The sequence below is a fragment of the Massilia sp. 05N420 genome (genome assembly GCF_056397205.1).
This window is the reverse complement of sequence record NZ_JBFTMX010000040.1, coordinates 32,731-51,660: the sequence shown is the minus strand read 5'-3', so window position 1 is coordinate 51,660 and position 18,930 is coordinate 32,731. Positions and strand designations below refer to the sequence as shown.

Here is an 18,930-nt window from a genome sequence, read left to right as displayed (position 1 = left end):
ATTGGGGAGGTCGACCAGCGGAACCCATCAGGGACAGGGCTCAAGCCAACACAAAGTCCGAATGTACGGTTGTAACCTTACCTGTTACCTACAGCGATTGAAGAAGTCCTTGCAAACAGGGGGCGTCCATGTACGCGAACAGCGCCAATTGATTGGCCGGCCTGGGGGCGACAAAGCCTTGCTGTATCATTCGGCTTCTGAAAACGAAGCCTTCATATGCTCATCATCACCATCAAACAAGGCAAGGAAACAGGCCTGCTGTCCGGCGATCCGTGGATTTACCTTTCGGCCATCGACAAGGTCGAGGGGCGGCCCCAGGAACGCAACAAGGCCGGCGCCACGGCGCTCGTGCAGTCGTCGTCGCGCCGGTTTCTGGCGCGCGCGGCGTACAACGCCAGGTCGCAGATCGCAGCCCGTGTCTGGACCCTGCGCGAGGACGAGCCGGTCGACCACGCAATGATCAAGCGTCGGGTGCAGGCCGCGGTCGCGCGGCGCGCCGCTGCCGTGCAGGGCGCCGATCCACAAGCCTTGGCGCTGGTGATCGATGGCGAAAAAGACGGCTTGCCGGGCCTGCTGGTGCACAGCTATGGCGGGACCGGCGGTTACCTGGTATGCCAGTTCAATGCTGCCGGTGTCGACTTGTGGAAGGTGACCATCGTGCAGGCGCTGCTGGCCGCCACGGGTTGTCTCAACGTATTCGAACGCAGCGACGAGCTGTTGCGCAAGGGCGAAGGGCTGCCCGTGATATGGCGTGCGCTGGCCGGCGACGAGCCGCCCCAGCGCCTGATGGTACGCGATGGCAAGCGCCTGCTGCCGACCGATATCCGCACCGGCTTCGTGTATCCGCGCTGAGATTCGTGCGTGAATTCATAAGGCGCGTAAAATCGTCCTGCGTGTGAAACTACTTCATTGTTTTTCTGATGATCCACGGCAGGTAAGCCGGCCGCCTCGACGACCGGCGCAAGATTCGAAACAAGTCGCCTGAGACAGCCTGCCACGACCCGACTGCGATGAAGCATGGAAAAGTGGGAGTCATATGATGGAATATGTGGAAGTGGTCGAGCCCTTGCTGCTCTCCAAAATGCCGGCCGGAAAATCGAATATCCGTCTCCATGCGGGTCGGGCTGGTGAAACACGATGTGCGTCGTCGAACCGGTTTCACGAAGTCGATGAAACAAGTCCGAAGCACAAGAATGAATTGCTGGATGAAGGACTGGAAGAATCGTTTCCGGCAAGCGATCCGCCTGCCATCAGCATCACACGGATCGTCAAGGACATGGAAGGCTGCTGAGTAAGAAGAGCGCCGGAGTACGTGGCAGGCCGGGTTTCAGGCGACGTAAAAGAAAACGGCGATGTAGTGGCAAATGCTGCCGCCGAGGACGAACAAGTGCCAGATGCCGTGGCCATGGCGCACTTTGTGGTCGGTAGCGTAAAAGACGATGCCGATTGTGTAAAACAAGCCTCCACCTGCCAGCCAGGCAAAGCCCTGCCAGCCCAGGACTCTAATCAGGGGCATGATGCCAAACGCAGCAAGCCAGCCCATCATCAAATAGATGACTAGCGACAGAATACGCGCGCCCTTGGCATACCAGATTTCCTGGACAATACCGAATACAGCCAATCCCCAGACCACGCCGAACATCGACCAACCGTAGATTCCACGCAGCGTGACTAAAGTGAATGGCGTATAGCTGCCTGCGATTAAGAGATAGATGGCGCAATGGTCCATCTTTCGCAGTACGTTCTTGGCTGCGCCCCGAGTGCTGTGATACAGGGTGGACGTCAGGTACAGGATCAGCAGCATCGCCGCGTAGATGCTGAAGCTGGCGATTTTCCAGGGATCGCCGCCACGCGCCGCCACGACGATCAACAGCGCGCCGCTGGCCGCAGCCAGGACCGCGCCAATGGTATGCGTGACACTGTTGAGGCGTTCGCCGTAATACATAAGTCAGCACTCGCGAAATTCCTGCCGGCCAGCAGCGAAATAGTGATGATCCGACCAGGCGGTCGCTGATTCGTCACTGTGCCGAAGTTCAGCTCTTCGCACAGTATCGCATGCAGTAAAACTGAAACGCCTGGATTGTCGCGCGTGGCTAGGTTTGTTCTACAACAGTGGTTTTTGAAGCCGGCAGCGCGTTCCAAAAGATAAACCTTGCCAAAACCTGAAGAGAATAGTACTGTATAAACATACAGTATTTCTTCGCATCACCCTATGATCAACTGCTCAGATTCCACCTCAGCAGCGCCGGAATCCTTGCATCCGTCGCTCTGGCGCGCCTCGCAGCTGGCGCGTTCTTCAAGCCGCTGCGTGGATACCGGCCACGCGGCCCTGTCGGCGCAGCTGCCGGGCGGCGGCTGGCCGGCCGGCGCCCTGGTCGACCTGCTGCTGCAGCAGCCCGGCATCGGCGAGATGCGCCTGCTGCGTCCGGCCCTGGCGGAGGTGGCGGCGCGCCGCATCGTGCTGCTGCAGCCGCCCCATCCGCCGCAGGCACTGGCCCTGGCCGCGCTGGGCGTGCCGCCTTCGCAGCTGATCTGGCTGCGCACCAGCCGCATGGCCGATGCGCTATGGGCGGCCGAACAGGTGCTGCGCAGCGGCAGTTGCGGCGCGCTGCTGTTCTGGCCGGGCTTCGAGCGGCAGAGCCAGGTGCGCGGCGACAGCCTGCGCCGCCTGCACCTGGCGGCGCAGGGCGGCGAGACCCTGTTCTTCATGATGCGCCCGCTGGCCTCCCGGCAGGATGCCTCGCCCGCGCCGCTGCGCCTGGCGCTGCGGCCCCAGGCCGGCGGCCTCGAGATCGACTTCGTCAAGCGCCGGGGACCGCAGCGCGATGCGCCGCTGTTCCTGCCGCTTTCCTCCCATCTGGTACAAACTCAACCGCAACGTCATGCGCCTGTGGATCGGCCTGTCCCTGCCCCGGCTGCCGCTCGAGGTCTTCAGCCCCAGCTGGTGCACTGACGCCGGCAGCGTCGTGCTCGAGCAGGAGCGCGTGCTGGCGCTGTCCGCCACGGCGCGCGCCGCCGGCGTCCAGCCCGGCATGCGCCGTGGCGGCGTGCTGATGCTGATGCCCGATGCCAGGGTCCACGAGCGCTCGCCGCCGCGTGAAGCCGAGGCCCTGTATGCGGTGGCGCTGGCGATGCTGCAGTACACGCCGCAGGTGGCCGAGGCCGAGGAGGGGACCTTGCTGATGGACGTCGGCGCCAGCCTGCGCCTGTTCGGCGGCGTGCGCGCACTGTGCCGGCGCGTGCGCGCGGACGTGCGCGCGCTGGGCTTCACGGCCTCGCTCGCCTGCGCCCCGACCGCGCGCGGCGCCTGGCTGCTGGCGCGCGCCGGCGGTCACAGGAGCATGCGGCGCACGCTCAAGATGCCGACCCTGGTGCGCCRCCTCGACCTGCTGGACCTGCTGCTGGCGCCGCCGGCGCGGCCCTTCGCGGCCTGGTTCGAAGGCATCGGCTGCGCCAGCCTGGGCGAGCTGCGGCGCCTGCCGCGTCCCGGCCTGCAGCGGCGCTGCGGGCGCGCATTGCTCGACCTGCTGGACGCCGCCTACGGCCTGAGTCCGGAACTGTACGAGTGGATCGCCGCCCCCGAAACCTTTGCCGCGCGTATCGAACTGTTCGACCGCATCGACGATGCCGAGCTGCTGCTGGCGGGCGCCCGCCGCCTGCTGCTGCAGCTGACCGGCTGGCTGTGCGCGCGCCAGCTGGCGGTCGAGCGCATCGTGCTCAGGCTCGAACACGAGCGCGGCAGGGAAGCGCGGCCGCCGACCTGCGTCGAGGTGGCGCTGGCCGAGCCGGCCTGGCGCGACGAGCATCTGGTGCGCCTGCTGAAGGAACGCCTGGCCAAGCTGGTGCTGGAGGCGCCGGTGATCGGCCTCGGCCTGGAGGCGAAGCAGCTGCAGCCGATGGCGCCCTTGAGCGACTCCCTGTTCCCGGAGCCGGGCGGCAGCGAGGAAGACCGCATGCGCATGCTGGAGCTGCTGGTGGCGCGCCTGGGCGCGGACAACGTGCTGCAGGCGCGGCCGATGGCCGATTACCGTCCGGAGCAGGCGAATGTCTGGGTGCCGGTGCAGCAGAAGGTCAGCGACCGCGCGCGCAATGCGCAGATGCCGCCCGACGTGATGAGCCTGCCGCGTCCGACCTGGCTGCTGGCCAAGCCGATCGCGCTGCTGATGCGCGAACACCGGCCCTTCTATGGATCGCCGCTGCGCATGGCCTCGAACCCGGAGCGGATCGAGGCAGGCTGGTGGAATGGACCCGAGACCCGCGACTACTTCATCGCCGAGGGGCAGGATCACGCTCTGTACTGGGTGTACCGGGAAAGGATCGGGGCAGACGAGTCCGAGCCGCGCTGGTTCCTGCACGGCCTGTTCGGATAAGTCCGCGGTGGCAGTCCAAAAATGCTAGGTGAAGCAAGGGCCGCGGGTGTATTGTTATTTTCCCCGCCAGCTTCGTGCGCGACGACTTCCTGTGAGGACATCGTGGACTCATCATCTGTTCTGCCACCGGCCGCGGCCGCTGTCGGCATCTGCTTCGACGGACGGACGTACCACTACCGGGAGTACAGCTACGACCGGCTCGAGGACGCGTTCGGCTACGCAAAGCTGGACCGGGCCAGGCCCGGTTTCCGCGAAGACCAGACGCCGCGCCACTGGAAGCAATGGGTCGGACCGACGCCGCAAGATCGGCTGCAAATGGCGGCGCATGGCATCGTGTACGAGCGCGGCCACTACTTGTACGGTCCTTACCGCTACGATCTGCTGTCTGCCGCACTCGAGTATGCAAAGCACGAACCGGGACTCGTACGGACGGAAGGCAGGCAGGAAAGCTAGAAGCGCCGCTGCCTGACCGTGGCCGGAAGGCGCGCCCGGAGCCTGCTTTTTCCGGCAACCAATACACAAAAATACTCCTGCACGTTTTCGGCACACGCGTCGAAAAGAGCGCATAGTGTGTCTTCTGCACGCGGTCTTCAGGATCGCGATCCTTCCAGGCAGTCTGTGCTGCCCTGTCCACGAATCTCCCAGGCGCATCGGCCCATCCCATCCGGGATGTTCCGTACTCCATGTATGTTTTTCTAAAGGTACTCCATGTATCCATTCCCGCAATCCGTCAATCCCGCCCTCCGCTTGCACATCGATGCCCAGGTCGCATTCTTCAACGAGCTGTCCCAGGCCATGTCGCGCTCTTTCCAGCAGATCGGCCAACTGAACATGCAGCTGACCCAGTCTCTGTTCGAGCAAGCCACCAAGGCCGGCCAGCATTTGCTGACGACCGAGCATCCGACCGAAGCGATGTCGTTGGCGGCAGCGCGCGCCCAGCCGGCCACCGAAACGCTGCGCGTCTACCAGCAGCATCTTTCCCAGATCGCTTCCGCCACCCAGGTCGACCTGACCCAAGTCTCCGAACGGCATGTGCCGGAGACGTCGCGTACCGCCCGCGCGCTGGCGGACGACGTGACGCGTGCCGCCGTCGAAGAAACGAGCAAGAGCATGCGCCAGCAAGAAGAAGCCGCGAAAGACTTTCGCGACCTCTTCAAGCAGGAAGGCAAGCGCGGTGAAAGGGCTGGCGCTCAGTTCCAGGGCAATCTGCAAAGCGGCGGGCGCGATGCCGGTGTCCGCGTAGAGGCCGAGGGACCGGCCGGCAAAGTCAGCGCTCAGGGCAATATGCAGGGCAACCAGGCGCACGAATCCGTCAACAAGAATCCCGCCAAGCCGCGCTGACCTCCTTTTCCGGCCCTGCTTTTGCAGGGCCATCCCTCGCGGCGTCGATGACCACGCAGTCTCGCCGCCGCTTTTCATTTCTACAGGAGACTCGTATCAGCTCACCCAGGAATCAGCCCATGTTCAATACAGTATTCGACGCTTGGCCACCGTTCGCCATTTTCTCGGGGAACGGTCATGCGGCCCCGTCCCCGCCGGCCGGAGAATTCGCGTCCGGATACCACGAGGAGGAAGGGCAAACCCTCCGCTACCGACTGTTTATTCCCAGCGACGCGCGCAGCGAGCCGATGCCGCTGGTCGTGATGCTGCACGGCTGTGGGCAGGACGCCGTCGACTTCGCCCGCGGCACGGGCATGAACACGCTGGCCGAGGAATACGGTTGCCTGGTCCTGTATCCCGAGCAGTCCTGCAGCGCGCACTGGAACAGGTGCTGGAACTGGTACGATCAGGACCACCAGCGGCGCGGCGAAGGCGAGCCGGCGCTGATCGCAGGACTCACCCGGCGCATCATGGTCGAGCATGCGGTCGATGCCAGGCGCGTCGCGGTCGCCGGACTGTCATCGGGGGGCGCGATGGCTGTGATCCTGGGACGCACTTATCCCGATCTGTTCAGCGCGGTCGGCTGCCACTCCGGCCTGGCGCACGGCAGCGCGACCAGCGGCATCGGCGCGATGCTGGCCATGCGCGACGGTCACGATCCGGCCGCGCTGGCGCCGACCGTCCCGCACGCCAATCCGCCGGTGATCGTCTTTCACGGCGATGCCGACGCCACGGTGAATCGAAAGAACAGCAACGGCGTGGTGCGACAATCCGTCGACAGCGATCCGGCGCACAGGCGGGGCAAGCATGCCGACATCGCGATCGTGGAAGAAACCGGCTGCAGCGGCGGACGCAAGTTCACTCGCCAGATTCACCGCAAAAAAAACGGTAGCGTGCTGGCTGAGCAATGGACCGTGCACGGTACCGGTCACGTCTGGTCGGGCGGCAACCCGCATGGCAGCTACACCGATATCCAGGGCCCCAACGCCAGCGAGGAAATGCTGCGCTTCTTCATGAATCATCCGGCGGCTGCCTAGCGCAGCGAGGCGGACCGCAGCAGCCCGGCGAAGCGCTCGCCGATGAGCCGGTGGCTGGCCGCATCCGGATGCAGTYCGTCCGGCAGCGGCAGCCGCAGGTTGTCGTTCGGGCCGTACAGCTCGAGGCCATCGACGTAATGAAGATTCGGATCGCCGGCGCGGCGCTGCCCGACGATCGCGCGCAGCTGCTCGCGGATGACGCCGAGGGTCAGCTTGCCCTGCCGGCCCTCGTCGGCGCTGCCGCCCGCCTTGAACAGCAGGCGGCCTTCGGCCAGCGCATCCATGTCGTACACCGATGGCCCTGGCAGGGTTTCGTGGATGGGGCAGAAGATCGGCGAAACTACCAGCAGCGGCGTGTCCGGATGGCCTTCGCGTATCGTGTCGAGGAAGCCGTGCATGGCCGGGCCGAAGGCGCGCAGGCGCATCAGGTCCTTGTTGACCAGGTTGATGCCGATCTTGAGGCTGATGACGTCGGCCGGCAGCTCGCGGATGGCGCGGGCAACGAAAGGATCCAGCAGGGCATTGCCGCTGTAGCCGAGATTCAGCAGGTCGAAGCCGGTGCGCACGGCGGCGACCGCAGGCCAGGTGCCGGAAGGGTGGGTGGTATTCGAACCCTGGCTGATCGAGCTGCCGTGATGCACCCAGCGGCGCCTGCCCACGGCCGGCACCGGATCCAGCGGCGCATCGGAACGCAGCGATACCAGCTCGGTCATCTCGTCGTGCGGCAGCCAGATCTCGATCGTCTTCTGCCCGGGAGGCAGGCCGCCGAAAAGCAGGGTCCGCGCCTCGCCGCCGGTGACGGTCGTCGCGCCGGTGCTCATGTCGATGTGCAGGATCCGGCCGCCCTGCACGCTGCCCTGGCGCGCCAGCTGGCCGCCGATGAACAGGTCGAAGATGCCGTCCGGGCGCGGGCCCAGGCCGCTGTAGACGCGCTTGGTCGCGAGCACGTCCAGCTCCACCGCGGTGGCCGCGGTCTGGAACACCAGGCGCACGCCGGACGGCTGCGATTCCGCCATCGCCAGCTGCGCGTCCGGGCATTGCGCGCGCGCCCAGGCGGGCAGGCGGTGCGGCAGGATGCCGGCTTCGGTCTGCTCGATGTCGAGCGCGCCGTGGATGAAGTCGCGGGTCAGCGGGGTGCGGATCGGAAGAGTGGTTTCATGCATGAGCTGCATTCTACGCCGTATTCGGCGCCGCACTTCGCACGCTTACATGAGCGTGATGCCGAAGCGCCTGACGAACATCGCAAACAGCGCGAAGCAGACGATCGTGAGCACCACGCAGACCGCGAGCGTGGGCCAGAACCCCAGCCTGGCGAGCAGCGCGGGAAACGCCAGGAACATGGGCAGGGTCGGCACCACGTACCAGAAGGTGTACCAGGCATGGTTGGCGACCTTCGATGCCGGCTGCTTTTCCACGTGCAGCCAGATCAGGGTCAGCACCGTCACCATCGGCAGGGCGGCAATCAGGGCGCCCAGCTTGTCGCTGCGCTTTGCGAATTCCGATACCGCGACGACCACGGCGGCCGTGACCAGGTATTTCGTGACGATCCAGATCATGCGGGCATCTTCTCCCCGGCGCGCAAGGTCAGCACCCGCACGCCTTGCCGCGTCACGGCCACCGTATGCTCGAACTGCGCGGACAGCTTGCCGTCGCGCGTGACGACGGTCCAGCCATCGTCCTCGGTGAACACGTCGTCGCGGCCCTGGTTCAGCATCGGCTCGATGGTGAACACCATGCCTTCGCGCAGCATCAGGCCGGTTTGCGGCTTCCCCCAATGCAGCACCTGGGGCGGCTCATGCATTTCGCGGCCGATCCCGTGGCCGCAATATTCCCTGACCACCGAGTAGCCGTTGCGGCGCGCGTGGCGCTCGATCGCATGGCCGACGTCGCCGAGGCGGGCGCCCGGACGCACGGCCCTGATCCCCTTCCACATCGCCTCGTATGTCACCTGCACCAGCCGCCTGGCCGCCGGCGCCACCTCGCCGACCAGGTAGGTCTTGCTGGAATCGGCGATGTAGCCGTCCTTCTCCAGCGTGATATCGAAATTCACGATATCCCCGCTTTGCAGGATCTCGGCGGGCGAGGGCACGCCGTGGCACACCACGTTGTTGCGCGAGGAGTTCAGGGCGTAGGCATAGCCGTACTGGCCCTTGCTGGCCGGGCGCGCCGCGAGCGTCTCGACGATGAAGCGCTCGGCCAGGTCGTTGACTTCCATCGTCGACATGCCGATCAGGTCCAGCTTGTCCAGGTGGCCGAACACTTCCGCCAGCAGCTTGCCCGCCGCCGCCATCAGGACGATTTCTTCGGGGCGCTTGGTCATGACACGGCCATTCTGGGCGCCATGGCCTCGACTCCCGCTTCGCGCAACTCCCGCACCACGATCTCGTTGAAGCTCTGGGTCGGGTGCATTTCGCACAGCATGCCGATCTTGATCCAGAATGCTGCCTGCGCATTGATCGAGCGGCACGAGACCGAGGTGGCCTTGCGTATCTGGTCGTGCAGCTCGTCGTCGATGTTTACGATGCCCATTGTATGTTCCATATATAGTTCATATACGAAGTATATACAAATACTCAGGCGYGTTGCAAGCATGGCCAATCCCGTGCACAGTGGCGCCATCTTCAGCAAGGACAGGAAGGTATGCTTACCGAACGTATGGATTTTCAGGGGCCGCACGGCAAGATCTCGGCCAAGCTCGATGCGCCCGACGGCACGCCGCGCGCCTACGGGCTGTTCGCCCACTGCTTCACCTGCAGCAAGGACGTGCTGGCGGCGACCCGCATCTCGCAGGGGCTGGCCGACCTCGGCGTGGCCGTGCTGCGCTTCGACTTCGCCGGCCTGGGCAACAGTCATGGCAAATTCGCCGACACCAATTTTTCGTCCAACGTGGAAGACCTGGTGGCCGCGGCGGATTTCCTGCGCCAGAAATTCGCCGCACCCAAACTACTGATCGGCCACAGCCTGGGCGGCACCGCGGTGCTGGCGGCCGCCCACCGCATTCCCGAATCGACCGCCGTGGTGACGATCGCGTCGCCCAGCGATCCGCACTACGTGGTCGACAAGCTGCTGTCCGAGCACGTCGACACCATCGAGCAGCTCGGTGAGGCGCGCGTGAAGCTGGCGGGGCGCGATTTCGATATCCGCCGCCACTTCGTCGAGGATGCGAGCCAGCACCAGCTGAACGAAAAAATCGCCAACCTGGGCCGCGCGCTGATGGTGATGCATGCGCCGCAGGATTCCACCGTCGACGTCGACAATGCCGGCCGCATCTTCGGCATCGCCCAGCATCCGAAAAGCTTCATCTCGCTCGACGGCATCGACCACCTGGTGACGGGCAGGGAGGACGCGGCCTATGTGGCGGGCATCATCGCGGCCTGGAGCGCGCGCTACATCTGATCACTCATCATCATCATCACGATAGCTATGCAAGAGTTTGAACGGCGGCGCGACCGCTTCGAGTTTTTCGACCGCATGGAGAGCCCGGCGGTCAACATCTGCTTCCGCATGGACCTGCCGGATTTCCGGCCCTGGTGCAAGGAGCAGGGCCTGGCGCCCTTCCACGTGCTGCTGTGCGCCGTGCTGCGCGCCATCCTGAAGGTCGAGAACTTCCGCTACCGCGTGCATGAGGGCGAGGTGATCCGCATCGAGCGCCTGCATCCCTCGTTCACGGTGGTCAACCAGCACTTCGACCTGAATTTCGCCCAGTTCGACTGGTCCGACGACGTGCGCGAATTCGTCGCCAACGGCCTGGCGGCGCGCGAGGAAGCGGGCAATATGCTGGAGCTGAACCGGAAGTACCGCGGCATGTCGCCGCGCGACGCCAAGGACCAGGTCTTCGTGACCTGCATGCCCTGGCTGGACTTCACCTCGATCCAGCATCCGATGGCCGCCCTGGCCACGCCGGACATTCCGTCGCTGGCCTGGGGCAGGTTCCGCGACGGCCAGGACGGCCGCCTGGAGCTGCCGTTCTCGGTGCAGGCCCACCACGGTTTCGTCGACGGCTACCACATCCACCTGCTGGCCCGGCAGATCGCCGCCGAGCTGCGGGAGATCATGGGCGCCTAGACGGTGTCGCCTTCGCAGCCGCTGACCGATCGACGGCCCGGATCGGCCCGGTACAGGTCCGTCAGCGCGCAGAACTCCTCGGCCAGGTCCTCGGCTTCGACGACGCGGGCCGCGAACCCGGCGAGGGTATAGCGGACCTCGTCCTGCTCCGGGTTGCAGGGCAGGGTGGAGGCATGGACGATCTCCTGCTGCATGTTGCGGAAGCCCCAGCAGCCTTCCGCGAAAGCCTTCCTCAGCTTGCGCAGGCCATGCGCCGCCGCGAACCAGCGCTGCCAGCGCGCCAGCAGCGCGGCATCGCCGGCATGGCGGCGCGCGACCTCGGCCTCGCATTCGCGCAGCTTCTCGTCGAAGGACAGACGCTCGATCCTGGCGGACGCTCGCCCGACTTCATCCGCCGGTCCCGTATGCACCAGGGCCAGCCCCAGGTTCAACTCCAGGCGGCCGAACACGAACAGCAGGCGCCCCAGGTGCAGGGCGGCCGTCGCTTCGACCTCGGTTTCCGGCAGAATCGGCATCATGTCCATCTCTGTCTCCTTTTTAACTTTTACTTCAGTGCGGAATAGATTCCCTCCAGACGGTCCTTGGTGCCCGGGATGCGCTCCAGGCGCGGATAACGCAGGCCGCCGTGGTAGTCGAGCGAAATCGTGCGCAGCACGTTGCCCTTCTTGACCAGCAGCTGGATCGGCTCCTTGCCGTCCTTGGCTTCCTTGATCGCCTTCTTCAGCAGCTCCGGCTTGAACACGCGGTTGTTGACGGCGACGATGCTGGTGTTGGCGGCCAGGCCGGCGCGGAAGCCCGGGCCGTCCCAGATCACGTTGCGCACGCTGCCGTCCGAGGTCACGGTGAAGCCCACCGAGTAGCTCAGGTCCGCGCCTTTCAGGCGGTCGTCGTAGCTCTTGATGGTGTCGGTCGGGGTGTCGGTGTAGACCAGCTTCCAGCCGGCGCGCGCCAGGCCGTCCAGCGGGGCGCCCGGACCGTGGCCGTCCACGCGTGCGCGCAGGAAGGCGGCCCAGTCGTAGGGCACGACCTTGTTCAGGGCCGCCACCACGTCGTCGAAGGTATAGAAGGCCGGCAGGAAGCTGCCGTCGTCGATGCCGTAGAAGAGGCGGGCGAAGTCGTCCAGCGATTTCTTGTCGCCCGATTTTTCGCGGATCAGGGTGTCGACGTCCAGCCAGATCAGCTGGCCTTCCGAATAGTAGTCCTCGCTGCGCTGCCAGTTGGCCCAGCCGAGCGGGCGGCGCGCGTTCAGGATCGGGTCGTTGACCGTGTCCTGCATGGCGCGCCAGGCGCGGCCGGCGACGTGGTCGTAGCGCGCGGCGGTGGCCGCCAGCGCATCGCGTGCGCCGGCCATCGACACCAGGGTGGAGCGGGCGCCCAGCACATTGCCCCAGTACTGGGTCTGGCCTTCGTAGACCCACAGCAGCTCGTTCTGCAGCGGGGTGTTGAAGTTGGGGACGTCCTGGCCGGCCGGGCGGCGGAACTTGCCGTCCCACGAGTGGGTGTACTCGTGCGGCAGCAGGTCGCGGCCGGCTTCGCCCTTGGCCCATTCCGTGAAGTAGCCCGGCTTGACGCCGTTCTCGCTCGACTGGTGGTGTTCGCGGCCGATGCCGCCGAATTCGTCCGACAGCGCGAACAGGAAATCGTAGTGCTTGTAGTGGTGCGAGCGGAACAGCTTATAGGCCTGCTGCACCAGCTTGCGGTGGGCTTCGATCTGTTCCGGCTTGGCTTCCAGGCTCTCCGGATTGTCGGCGAAGACGTTCAGGCGCACCGGCACCTTGGCGCCCGGATCGAGGTCGAACTGCTTGTAGTAGCGGCCGGCGAACAGCGGCGAGTCGATCAGGGTTTCGAGGTCGTGCGGCTCGAAGTGGACTTCGTCGCCCTGGCGGTTCGCGGTCTCCAGCGCGGTGGCGTACTGCCAGCCGGCGGGCAGCTTCAGGTTCGGCTGCACGGTGATGCGGCGCGCCACGTAGCCGGCCGGGTACAGGGTCATCGACACCCATTGCACGCCGAGGATCTCGTCGGTCATGGTGATGCGGCCCTGCGAGGTGTCGAGCGGCGACAGGTACTGGTACTCGGCTTCCAGCACGCTGGCGCCCTCGGGCACGTTCAGGTGGAAGGCGAACACCTGCACCGGATCGCGGGTCCATTCGACCGGCTTGCCGTTGGCCGTGAACTTCAGGCCGGCCAGCTGGGTGATCGGGCCGTTGGGGCCGTGGTTGGCCGGCAGCCATTGCGGGTACAGCAGGGTCAGCGGACCCGGCTTGACCGGGATGCTCATGCGCATGCGGAAGATCTGTTGCGACAGATTGGTCGCATCGACGTTCAGGACGATGGTGCCGGGATAGGGCTGGTCGACGGGCGCGGGGACGTCGGCGCGGGCCGGGCCGGCGAGTGTGAGCGCCAGGGCAGCAGTAGAGAGAAGCGCGGTGGCGGAGCGGCTGGCCAGCGTCTTGAAACGGCGATGCGGATGGTGTGCGGTCATGGCTGAGAAAACGGTCGTGGGTGAATCAAAAATGCAACAAATGGCCGAGTGTAGCATCGCTCGCCAGGGGTAGATGCTCAGCCGCATCGATGCAAATAAAATTCGAAAAACAATATTAAAAACGATATTTTGTATGCCTTGAAAACGCATGCAGTGGGCATTAGATTGGTCCCAACGGATGCTCACGATGAGGTCCGGAAACTTATCGCTTACTTGAAAAGGATACTTGCCATGCGTACTTTTGACCTGACCCCCCTGTATCGTTCCGCCATCGGTTTCGACCGCCTGGTCAATATGCTCGAGCAGCGCGCCGAAGCCGCGCCGAGCTACCCGCCGTACAACGTCGAATTGGTCAGCGAAGACAAATACCGCATCGTGATGGCGCTCGCYGGCTTCAGCCGCAGCGAGATCGAGATCGTCTCCGAACGCGACACCCTGCACGTGACCGGCCGCAAGCAGAAGGACGAGGTCCAGCGCCACTACCTGCACCGCGGTATCGCCCAGCGCGATTTCGAGCAGCGCTTCCAGCTGGCCAACCACGTGAAGGTCGTCAGCGCCGCCTTCGACAACGGCATCCTCACCATCGAACTGGTGCGTGAAGTGCCCGAGGCCCTGAAGCCGCGCAAGATCGCGATCGCCGATGCGAACGGCAACACCGACAACGTGCAAGTGCTGGAGCAGCCGCAACAGCAAGCCGCATAAGCGTAAGGTGGGCACGGTGTGCCCACCATGAAAAATCGAGGCGCCACGAGCGCCTCTTTTTACGTCCGTCGATTTAAGCCCGTCCTAAGCTCAAGCTTAAGAGTGATTTAAGGGTATTGCGAGAAACTACTCGCATCAAAACAGCAGTCTCCACAAACCTCTTTTCCAATCCAGGAGTACGTAATGGCTAACGAAGGTGCAGTCACCGCCATCACCGCAAAACGTCTCACCCTGGCCCTGTGCGCGGCCGGTGTCATTGGCGGAGCGGTGGGCGCGGTCGCAGTCAACCATAACAATGCCACCGCCGCCGCGGAAGCCGCGGCCCTGGCGCAAAACCAGGCAGCCCCGGTGGCGGCCGCACCGGCGCCTGTCGCAGGCAATTCGTCGGCAGTGGGCCTGCCCGACTTTACCAGGATCGTCGCCCACAACGGCCCGGCCGTCGTGAACGTGCGCGTCGTCGGCACCACCAAGGTGGCCCAGCGCCAGATGCCGCAGTTCGACGAGGACGATCCTTTCTTCGAATTCTTCCGCCGCTTCCAGCCTACGCCTCCTCGCGGCGGCAACGGAGGCGGACGCGAACTCGTTTACGGCGCCGGATCGGGCTTCATCGTGAGCCCGGACGGCGTCATCCTGACCAATGCGCACGTGGTGCGCGATGCCGACGAGGTCACGGTCAAGCTGCAGGACCGCCGCGAATACCGCGCCAAGGTCCTGGGCTCGGACCCGAAGACCGACGTCGCCGTGCTGAAGATCGATGCGAAGAACCTGCCGGTGGTCCCGCTCGGCAATACCCGTAACCTGCAGGTCGGCGAGTGGGTGCTGGCGATCGGCTCGCCCTACGGCCTGGAAAGCAGCGTGACCGCCGGCGTGGTCAGCGCGAAGGGCCGCAACATCGATACCAACGGCGTGCAGTTCATCCAGACCGACGTCGCGGTCAACCCGGGTAACTCGGGTGGCCCGCTGTTCAACACGCGCGGCGAGGTGGTCGGTATCAACTCGCAGATCTACAGCCAGACCGGCGGCTACCAGGGCCTGTCGTTTGCGATCCCGATCGACGTCGCGGTCCGCATCAAGGACCAGATCGTCGCCACCGGCAAGGTGCAGCATGCGAAGCTGGGCATCGGCCTGCAGGACGTCGGCCAGGACTTCGCCGATTCCTTCAAGCTGGATTCGCCGGACGGCGCGCTGGTGCGGAACGTCGAGCGCGGCAGCGCGGCCGACAAGGCCGGGCTCAAGTCGGGCGACGTGATCCGCAAGGTCAACGGCCAGCCTATCGTCGGCGGCGGCGACCTGAGCTCCATCGTGGCGGTCGCCAAGCCGGGCGACAAGCTGGCGCTGGACGTCTGGCGCGACGGCCACGCCGTCCAGCTGAACGCGACCCTGGCGAACGCCAACGACAAGCCGGACCCGGCCAACCGCGACAACCTGGCCGGTACCGACAAGGGCGCCAAGCTGGGCCTGGCCCTGCGTCCGCTGGACCCGACCGAGCGCCGCCAGGCCGGCATTCCTTCCGGCCTGCTGGTCGAGGATGCGGGCGGTCCGGCCCAGGTGGCCGGCGTGCAGCCGGGCGACGTGCTGCTGTCGGTGAACGGCAAGCCGGTCAACAGCGTCGAGCAGGTGCGCGACGTGGTCGGCAAGTCCAGCAAGTCGGTTGCCTTGCTGATCCAGCGTGGAGATGACAAAATCTTTATTCCCGTGCGGATTGGCTAAGGATGGTTTAAGGGGAGTTTAAGCTCCCCTCGGTAAACTGAAAGCTCGAAAGATTCTTCTATCCGCATGGTTTTCTGAGAATCGGGGGATTTGATGCGGCTGTTGCTGGTGGAAGACGATACGATGATCGGCGAAGTGGTGCTCGACCTGTTGCGGGCCGAGCACTACGCCGTCGACTGGGTCAAGGACGGCGAGATGGCCGACACGGCCCTGATGCAGAACCAGAACTACGACCTGGTGCTGCTCGACCTGGGCCTGCCGCGCAAGGACGGGCTCGAAGTGCTGCGCTCCATGCGTTCCCGCAAGGACCGCACCCCGGTACTGGTCGCCACCGCGCGCGACTCGGTCGCCCAGCGCATCGCCGGGCTCGACGCCGGCGCCGACGACTACGTCCTCAAACCCTACGACCTCGACGAAATGCTGGCGCGCATCCGTGCGCTGCTGCGGCGTGCCGCCGGGCGCGCCGAACCCGTCTTCGAATACAAGAACATCTCCGTCAATCCCGCCACCCGCGAGACCCTGGTCGACGGCCAGCCGGTCGTGCTGTCGGCGCGCGAGTGGGCCGTGCTGGAAGCCCTGGTCGCCCGTCCGGGCGCGGTGCTGTCGCGCGCCCAGCTCGAGGAAAAGCTGTACAGCTGGCGCGATGAAGTCAGCAGCAACGCGGTGGAGGTCTACATCCACGGCCTGCGCAAGAAACTCGGCAGTGACCTGATCCAGAACGTGCGCGGCGTGGGTTACATGGTGCCGAAGGTATGAGTCCGAAAAAAGCGCGGCGCCGGCTCACGCACTCCCTGCGCGGCCGCCTGCTGTGGTACGTGCTGGCGGCCATTACCATCGCCGCCGTGGCCCAGGCCTCGATCGCCTACCGCACCGCGCTGGCCGACGCCGACCAGATCTTCGACTACCACATGCAGCAGATGGCGCTGTCGCTGCGTTCGCGCGTCCCGCTGGCCAACAGCGAGGAACCCGGCAACGTCGATACTCCGCTGAGCGGCAGCGACGACCTGGTGGTGCAGGTGTGGTCGCCGGACGGCGTGCAGGTGTTCCGCAGCGCCTCGCACGCGCGCCTGCCGCAGCGCGCGGTGCTCGGCTTTTCCAACGTGCGCGCCAACGGCACCACCTACCGCATCTTCTCGATCCAGACCAGCGCCCAGACCGTGCAGGTGGCCCAGGACCTGGCCGTGCGCAGGAGCATGGCCAGCAACCTGGCGCTGCGCACGCTGGGACCGATCGCGGTGATGATGCCGATCCTGATGCTGGTCGTGTGGTGGGTCATCAGCGGCTCGCTGGAGCCGGTGGCGCGGGTGCGCAAGCAGCTGGCTTCGCGCCAGGCCGACGACCTGTCGCCGGTGTCGGACGCCGGTCTGCCGGACGAGGTGAGGCCGCTGGTGCAGGAACTGAACCTGCTGTTCGGCCGCGTGCGCCAGGCCTTCGACACCCAGCAGACTTTTGTGGCCGACGCCGCCCACGAGCTGCGCACGCCGCTGGCCGCGCTCAAGCTGCAGGTGCAGAGCCTGGAGCGTTCCGACCAGCGCGCCGACAGTGCCGAAGCACGCAAGCTGGCGATCTCGCGCCTGTCGGCCGGCATCGAACGCGCCACCCGCCTGGTCGAGCAGCTGCTGGTGCTGGCGCGCCAGGAAGCCAGCGCCGCCCCGCACCAGCCGGTCATGCTGGCCGAGCTGGCGAAGCGCGCGGTGGCCGACCTGATCGGCGTCGCGCAGAACAAGCACATCGACCTCGGCCTGCAGCGCGCCGACGCCGGCGCCGTCGAAGGCCAGCCGGAATCCCTGATGATCCTGCTGCGTAACCTGGTCGACAATGCGATCAAGTACACCCCGAGCGGCGGCACGGTCGACGTGTCGGTGACGGCGGAGCAGGGAGCGGCCGGCAAGCAGCTCTGCGTCCGGGTCGAGGACAGCGGCCCCGGCATCCCGGCGGAAGAACGCGAGCGCGTGTTCGACCGCTTCTACCGCGTGCCCGGCAGCGAGGCCGCCGGCAGCGGCCTGGGCCTGGCCATCATCAAGGCGATCGCCGAGCGCCACGGCGCTACCCTGTCGCTGGGCGAGTCGGCCCGCCTGGGCGGACTCGAGGCCGTGGTACGCTTCCCGGCATGAACGACCTTTCCTCCCTTGACGCCATCGCGGCGGCGCAGGCCGGCTCGCTGCGCCGTGCCGACGGCGCCTACCGCAACGTGGTCCCGCGCCAGGCGATGGGCTTGCGTAAAACCCTGGGCCTGGTCTGGCGCATGCTGACCGCCAAGCCGGCGGCGACAGTGCCGGACCGGCCGATCCCGGTGCGCACGCTCGATGCGGCCACGCTCGAACGGGCGCCGGACGCGACCCTGTTCCGTCTTGGCCACTCGACCGTGCTGATCAAGCTGGACGGCGGCTGGTGGCTGACCGACCCGGTGTTCGCCGAGCGCGCCTCGCCGTTTTCCTTCGCCGGGCCGAAGCGCTTCCACGCGCCGCCGCTAGCGATCGACGACCTGCCGCCGCTGCGCGCCGTGATCCTCTCGCACGACCACTACGACCACCTCGACCACGACGCCATCCTGCGCCTGGCGCCGAAGGCCGGACTGTTCCTGGCGCCGCTGGGCGTCGGCGACCGCCTGGTCCGCTGGGGCGTCGATGCGGGCAAGGTGCGCCAGCTCGACTGGTGGCAGGAAACCCAGCTGGGCGGCGTGCGCCTGGCGGCCGTGCCGGCCCAGCATTTCTCGGGCCGCGGCCTGGGCGACAGCGACCGCAGCCTGTGGGTGTCCTGGGTCATCGACGCCGGCGACCTGCGCCTGTTCTTCAGCGGCGACACCGGCTATCACGCCGGCTTCAGGGAGATCGGCGAACGCTACGGTCCCTTCGATCTCACCATGCTGGAAACCGGCGGCTACGACCTGCAATGGGCCGACGTCCACATGCATCCCGAGCAGACCCTGCAGGCCCACCTCGAGCTGCGGGGAAAATGGCTGATGCCCATCCATAACGGCACCTTCGACCTGGCCTTCCACCCCTGGTATGAGCCGCTGGAGCGCATCGCGGCGCTGGCCGGGGTTGCCGGCGTGCCGCTGGCGACGCCGGAGATCGGCGCCGCCCTGGCGGTCGCGCGCCCGGAGGCCGGCCCGGCCTGGTGGCGCAATCGATAGGCATCGGTGCCACACCACGCATGGGGGAAAGCCCGGCGCCGCCGTCCG

The 18,930-nt window shown here is 65.9% G+C and carries 21 protein-coding genes; 14 read left to right on the top strand and 7 right to left on the bottom strand.

Features of this window, described 5'->3' with window-relative positions; genetic code table 11:
* The first annotated feature begins 216 nt into the window (after positions 1-216).
* Both AC1DIX_RS21665 and AC1DIX_RS21660 read left to right on the top strand, forming a co-directional pair.
* On the top strand, positions 217-852 hold the full coding sequence (locus AC1DIX_RS21665; RefSeq protein WP_477327301.1) for a class I SAM-dependent rRNA methyltransferase: 636 nt from the start codon (positions 217-219) through the stop codon (positions 850-852).
* Between the two features lie 187 nt (positions 853-1,039).
* The gene (locus AC1DIX_RS21660; protein WP_477327299.1) at positions 1,040-1,291 is read left to right on the top strand and encodes a hypothetical protein; all 252 of its coding nucleotides are present in this window, start codon (positions 1,040-1,042) and stop codon (positions 1,289-1,291) included.
* Between the two features lie 36 nt (positions 1,292-1,327).
* On the opposite strand, the gene trhA is transcribed toward AC1DIX_RS21660, so the two are convergent.
* The gene (gene trhA, locus AC1DIX_RS21655; protein ID WP_442123446.1) at positions 1,328-1,945 is read right to left on the bottom strand and encodes a PAQR family membrane homeostasis protein TrhA; all 618 of its coding nucleotides are present in this window, start codon (positions 1,943-1,945) and stop codon (positions 1,328-1,330) included.
* A gap of 267 nt (positions 1,946-2,212) precedes the next feature.
* On the opposite strand from trhA, the gene imuA reads away from it, so the two are divergent.
* From imuA to AC1DIX_RS21630, 5 genes are all read left to right on the top strand, one after another.
* Positions 2,213-2,953 (top strand): translesion DNA synthesis-associated protein ImuA, encoded by a 741-nt coding sequence (imuA, locus tag AC1DIX_RS21650; RefSeq protein WP_442123447.1) that lies wholly within the window; start codon positions 2,213-2,215, stop codon positions 2,951-2,953.
* A complete protein-coding gene (locus AC1DIX_RS21645; protein ID WP_477327297.1) occupies positions 2,883-4,370 on the top strand; it encodes a Y-family DNA polymerase in 1,488 nt (495 codons plus the stop codon). Before imuA ends, AC1DIX_RS21645 begins: the two co-directional genes overlap by 71 nt.
* A gap of 102 nt (positions 4,371-4,472) precedes the next feature.
* Positions 4,473-4,823, top strand: a complete 351-nt coding sequence (locus AC1DIX_RS21640) for a hypothetical protein (protein ID WP_477327295.1) — start codon at positions 4,473-4,475, stop codon at positions 4,821-4,823.
* 294 nt (positions 4,824-5,117) lie between these two features.
* On the top strand, positions 5,118-5,711 hold the full coding sequence (locus AC1DIX_RS21635; protein WP_477327293.1) for a phasin family protein: 594 nt from the start codon (positions 5,118-5,120) through the stop codon (positions 5,709-5,711).
* Between the two features lie 119 nt (positions 5,712-5,830).
* Positions 5,831-6,787: an extracellular catalytic domain type 1 short-chain-length polyhydroxyalkanoate depolymerase gene (locus AC1DIX_RS21630; protein ID WP_477327291.1), complete on the top strand. Its 957-nt coding sequence runs from the start codon at positions 5,831-5,833 to the stop codon at positions 6,785-6,787.
* Here AC1DIX_RS21630 and AC1DIX_RS21625 read toward each other — a convergent pair.
* Genes AC1DIX_RS21625 through AC1DIX_RS21610 form a run of 4 tightly spaced genes read right to left on the bottom strand, consistent with a single transcriptional unit; the run spans position 6,784 to position 9,316 of the window.
* Positions 6,784-7,950, bottom strand: coding sequence for an SGNH/GDSL hydrolase family protein (locus AC1DIX_RS21625; protein ID WP_477327289.1), 1,167 nt, complete (start codon positions 7,948-7,950; stop codon positions 6,784-6,786). The two genes, AC1DIX_RS21630 and AC1DIX_RS21625, sit on opposite strands and share 4 nt — an antisense overlap.
* A 42-nt stretch (positions 7,951-7,992) precedes the next feature.
* Positions 7,993-8,343 carry a DUF3147 family protein gene (locus AC1DIX_RS21620; protein ID WP_442123453.1) on the bottom strand — a complete coding sequence of 117 codons (351 nt, stop codon included), beginning with the start codon at positions 8,341-8,343 and terminating at the stop codon, positions 7,993-7,995.
* Positions 8,340-9,107: a type I methionyl aminopeptidase gene (gene map, locus AC1DIX_RS21615; protein WP_477327287.1), complete on the bottom strand. Its 768-nt coding sequence runs from the start codon at positions 9,105-9,107 to the stop codon at positions 8,340-8,342. Before map ends, AC1DIX_RS21620 begins: the two co-directional genes overlap by 4 nt.
* Positions 9,104-9,316: a ParD-like family protein gene (locus tag AC1DIX_RS21610; protein WP_442123455.1), complete on the bottom strand. Its 213-nt coding sequence runs from the start codon at positions 9,314-9,316 to the stop codon at positions 9,104-9,106. The genes map and AC1DIX_RS21610 overlap by 4 nt, the downstream gene beginning before the upstream one ends.
* Positions 9,317-9,427: 111 nt before the next feature.
* Here AC1DIX_RS21610 and AC1DIX_RS21605 point away from each other — a divergent pair, with 111 nt between their 5' ends.
* Together AC1DIX_RS21605 and AC1DIX_RS21600 are read left to right on the top strand one after the other, a co-directional pair.
* Entirely contained in the window at positions 9,428-10,183 is a 756-nt protein-coding gene (locus tag AC1DIX_RS21605) for an alpha/beta hydrolase family protein (RefSeq protein WP_477327285.1), read from the top strand.
* A gap of 27 nt (positions 10,184-10,210) precedes the next feature.
* Entirely contained in the window at positions 10,211-10,852 is a 642-nt protein-coding gene (locus AC1DIX_RS21600) for a CatA-like O-acetyltransferase (protein ID WP_477327283.1), read from the top strand.
* Here the strand turns inward: AC1DIX_RS21600 and AC1DIX_RS21595 are convergent.
* On the bottom strand, positions 10,849-11,370 hold the full coding sequence (locus AC1DIX_RS21595) for a hypothetical protein (protein WP_477327281.1): 522 nt from the start codon (positions 11,368-11,370) through the stop codon (positions 10,849-10,851). The genes AC1DIX_RS21600 and AC1DIX_RS21595 overlap by 4 nt on opposite strands.
* Before the next feature lie 26 nt (positions 11,371-11,396).
* The gene (locus tag AC1DIX_RS21590) at positions 11,397-13,334 is read right to left on the bottom strand and encodes a M61 family metallopeptidase (protein ID WP_442123459.1); all 1,938 of its coding nucleotides are present in this window, start codon (positions 13,332-13,334) and stop codon (positions 11,397-11,399) included.
* Between the two features lie 231 nt (positions 13,335-13,565).
* Between AC1DIX_RS21590 and AC1DIX_RS21585 the strand changes: the two genes are divergently transcribed.
* From AC1DIX_RS21585 to AC1DIX_RS21565, 5 genes are all read left to right on the top strand, one after another.
* A complete protein-coding gene (locus AC1DIX_RS21585) occupies positions 13,566-14,036 on the top strand; it encodes an Hsp20 family protein (protein WP_442123460.1) in 471 nt (156 codons plus the stop codon).
* Between the two features lie 183 nt (positions 14,037-14,219).
* Positions 14,220-15,746, top strand: a complete 1,527-nt coding sequence (locus AC1DIX_RS21580; RefSeq protein WP_477327279.1) for a Do family serine endopeptidase — start codon at positions 14,220-14,222, stop codon at positions 15,744-15,746.
* A 93-nt stretch (positions 15,747-15,839) separates the two neighbouring features.
* Positions 15,840-16,502, top strand: a complete 663-nt coding sequence (locus AC1DIX_RS21575) for a response regulator (RefSeq protein ID WP_442123462.1) — start codon at positions 15,840-15,842, stop codon at positions 16,500-16,502.
* Positions 16,499-17,860: an ATP-binding protein gene (locus AC1DIX_RS21570; RefSeq protein ID WP_477327277.1), complete on the top strand. Its 1,362-nt coding sequence runs from the start codon at positions 16,499-16,501 to the stop codon at positions 17,858-17,860. Before AC1DIX_RS21575 ends, AC1DIX_RS21570 begins: the two co-directional genes overlap by 4 nt.
* On the top strand, positions 17,857-18,882 hold the full coding sequence (locus AC1DIX_RS21565) for an MBL fold metallo-hydrolase (protein WP_477327275.1): 1,026 nt from the start codon (positions 17,857-17,859) through the stop codon (positions 18,880-18,882). The genes AC1DIX_RS21570 and AC1DIX_RS21565 overlap by 4 nt, the downstream gene beginning before the upstream one ends.
* The last annotated feature ends 48 nt before the right edge of the window (positions 18,883-18,930 follow it).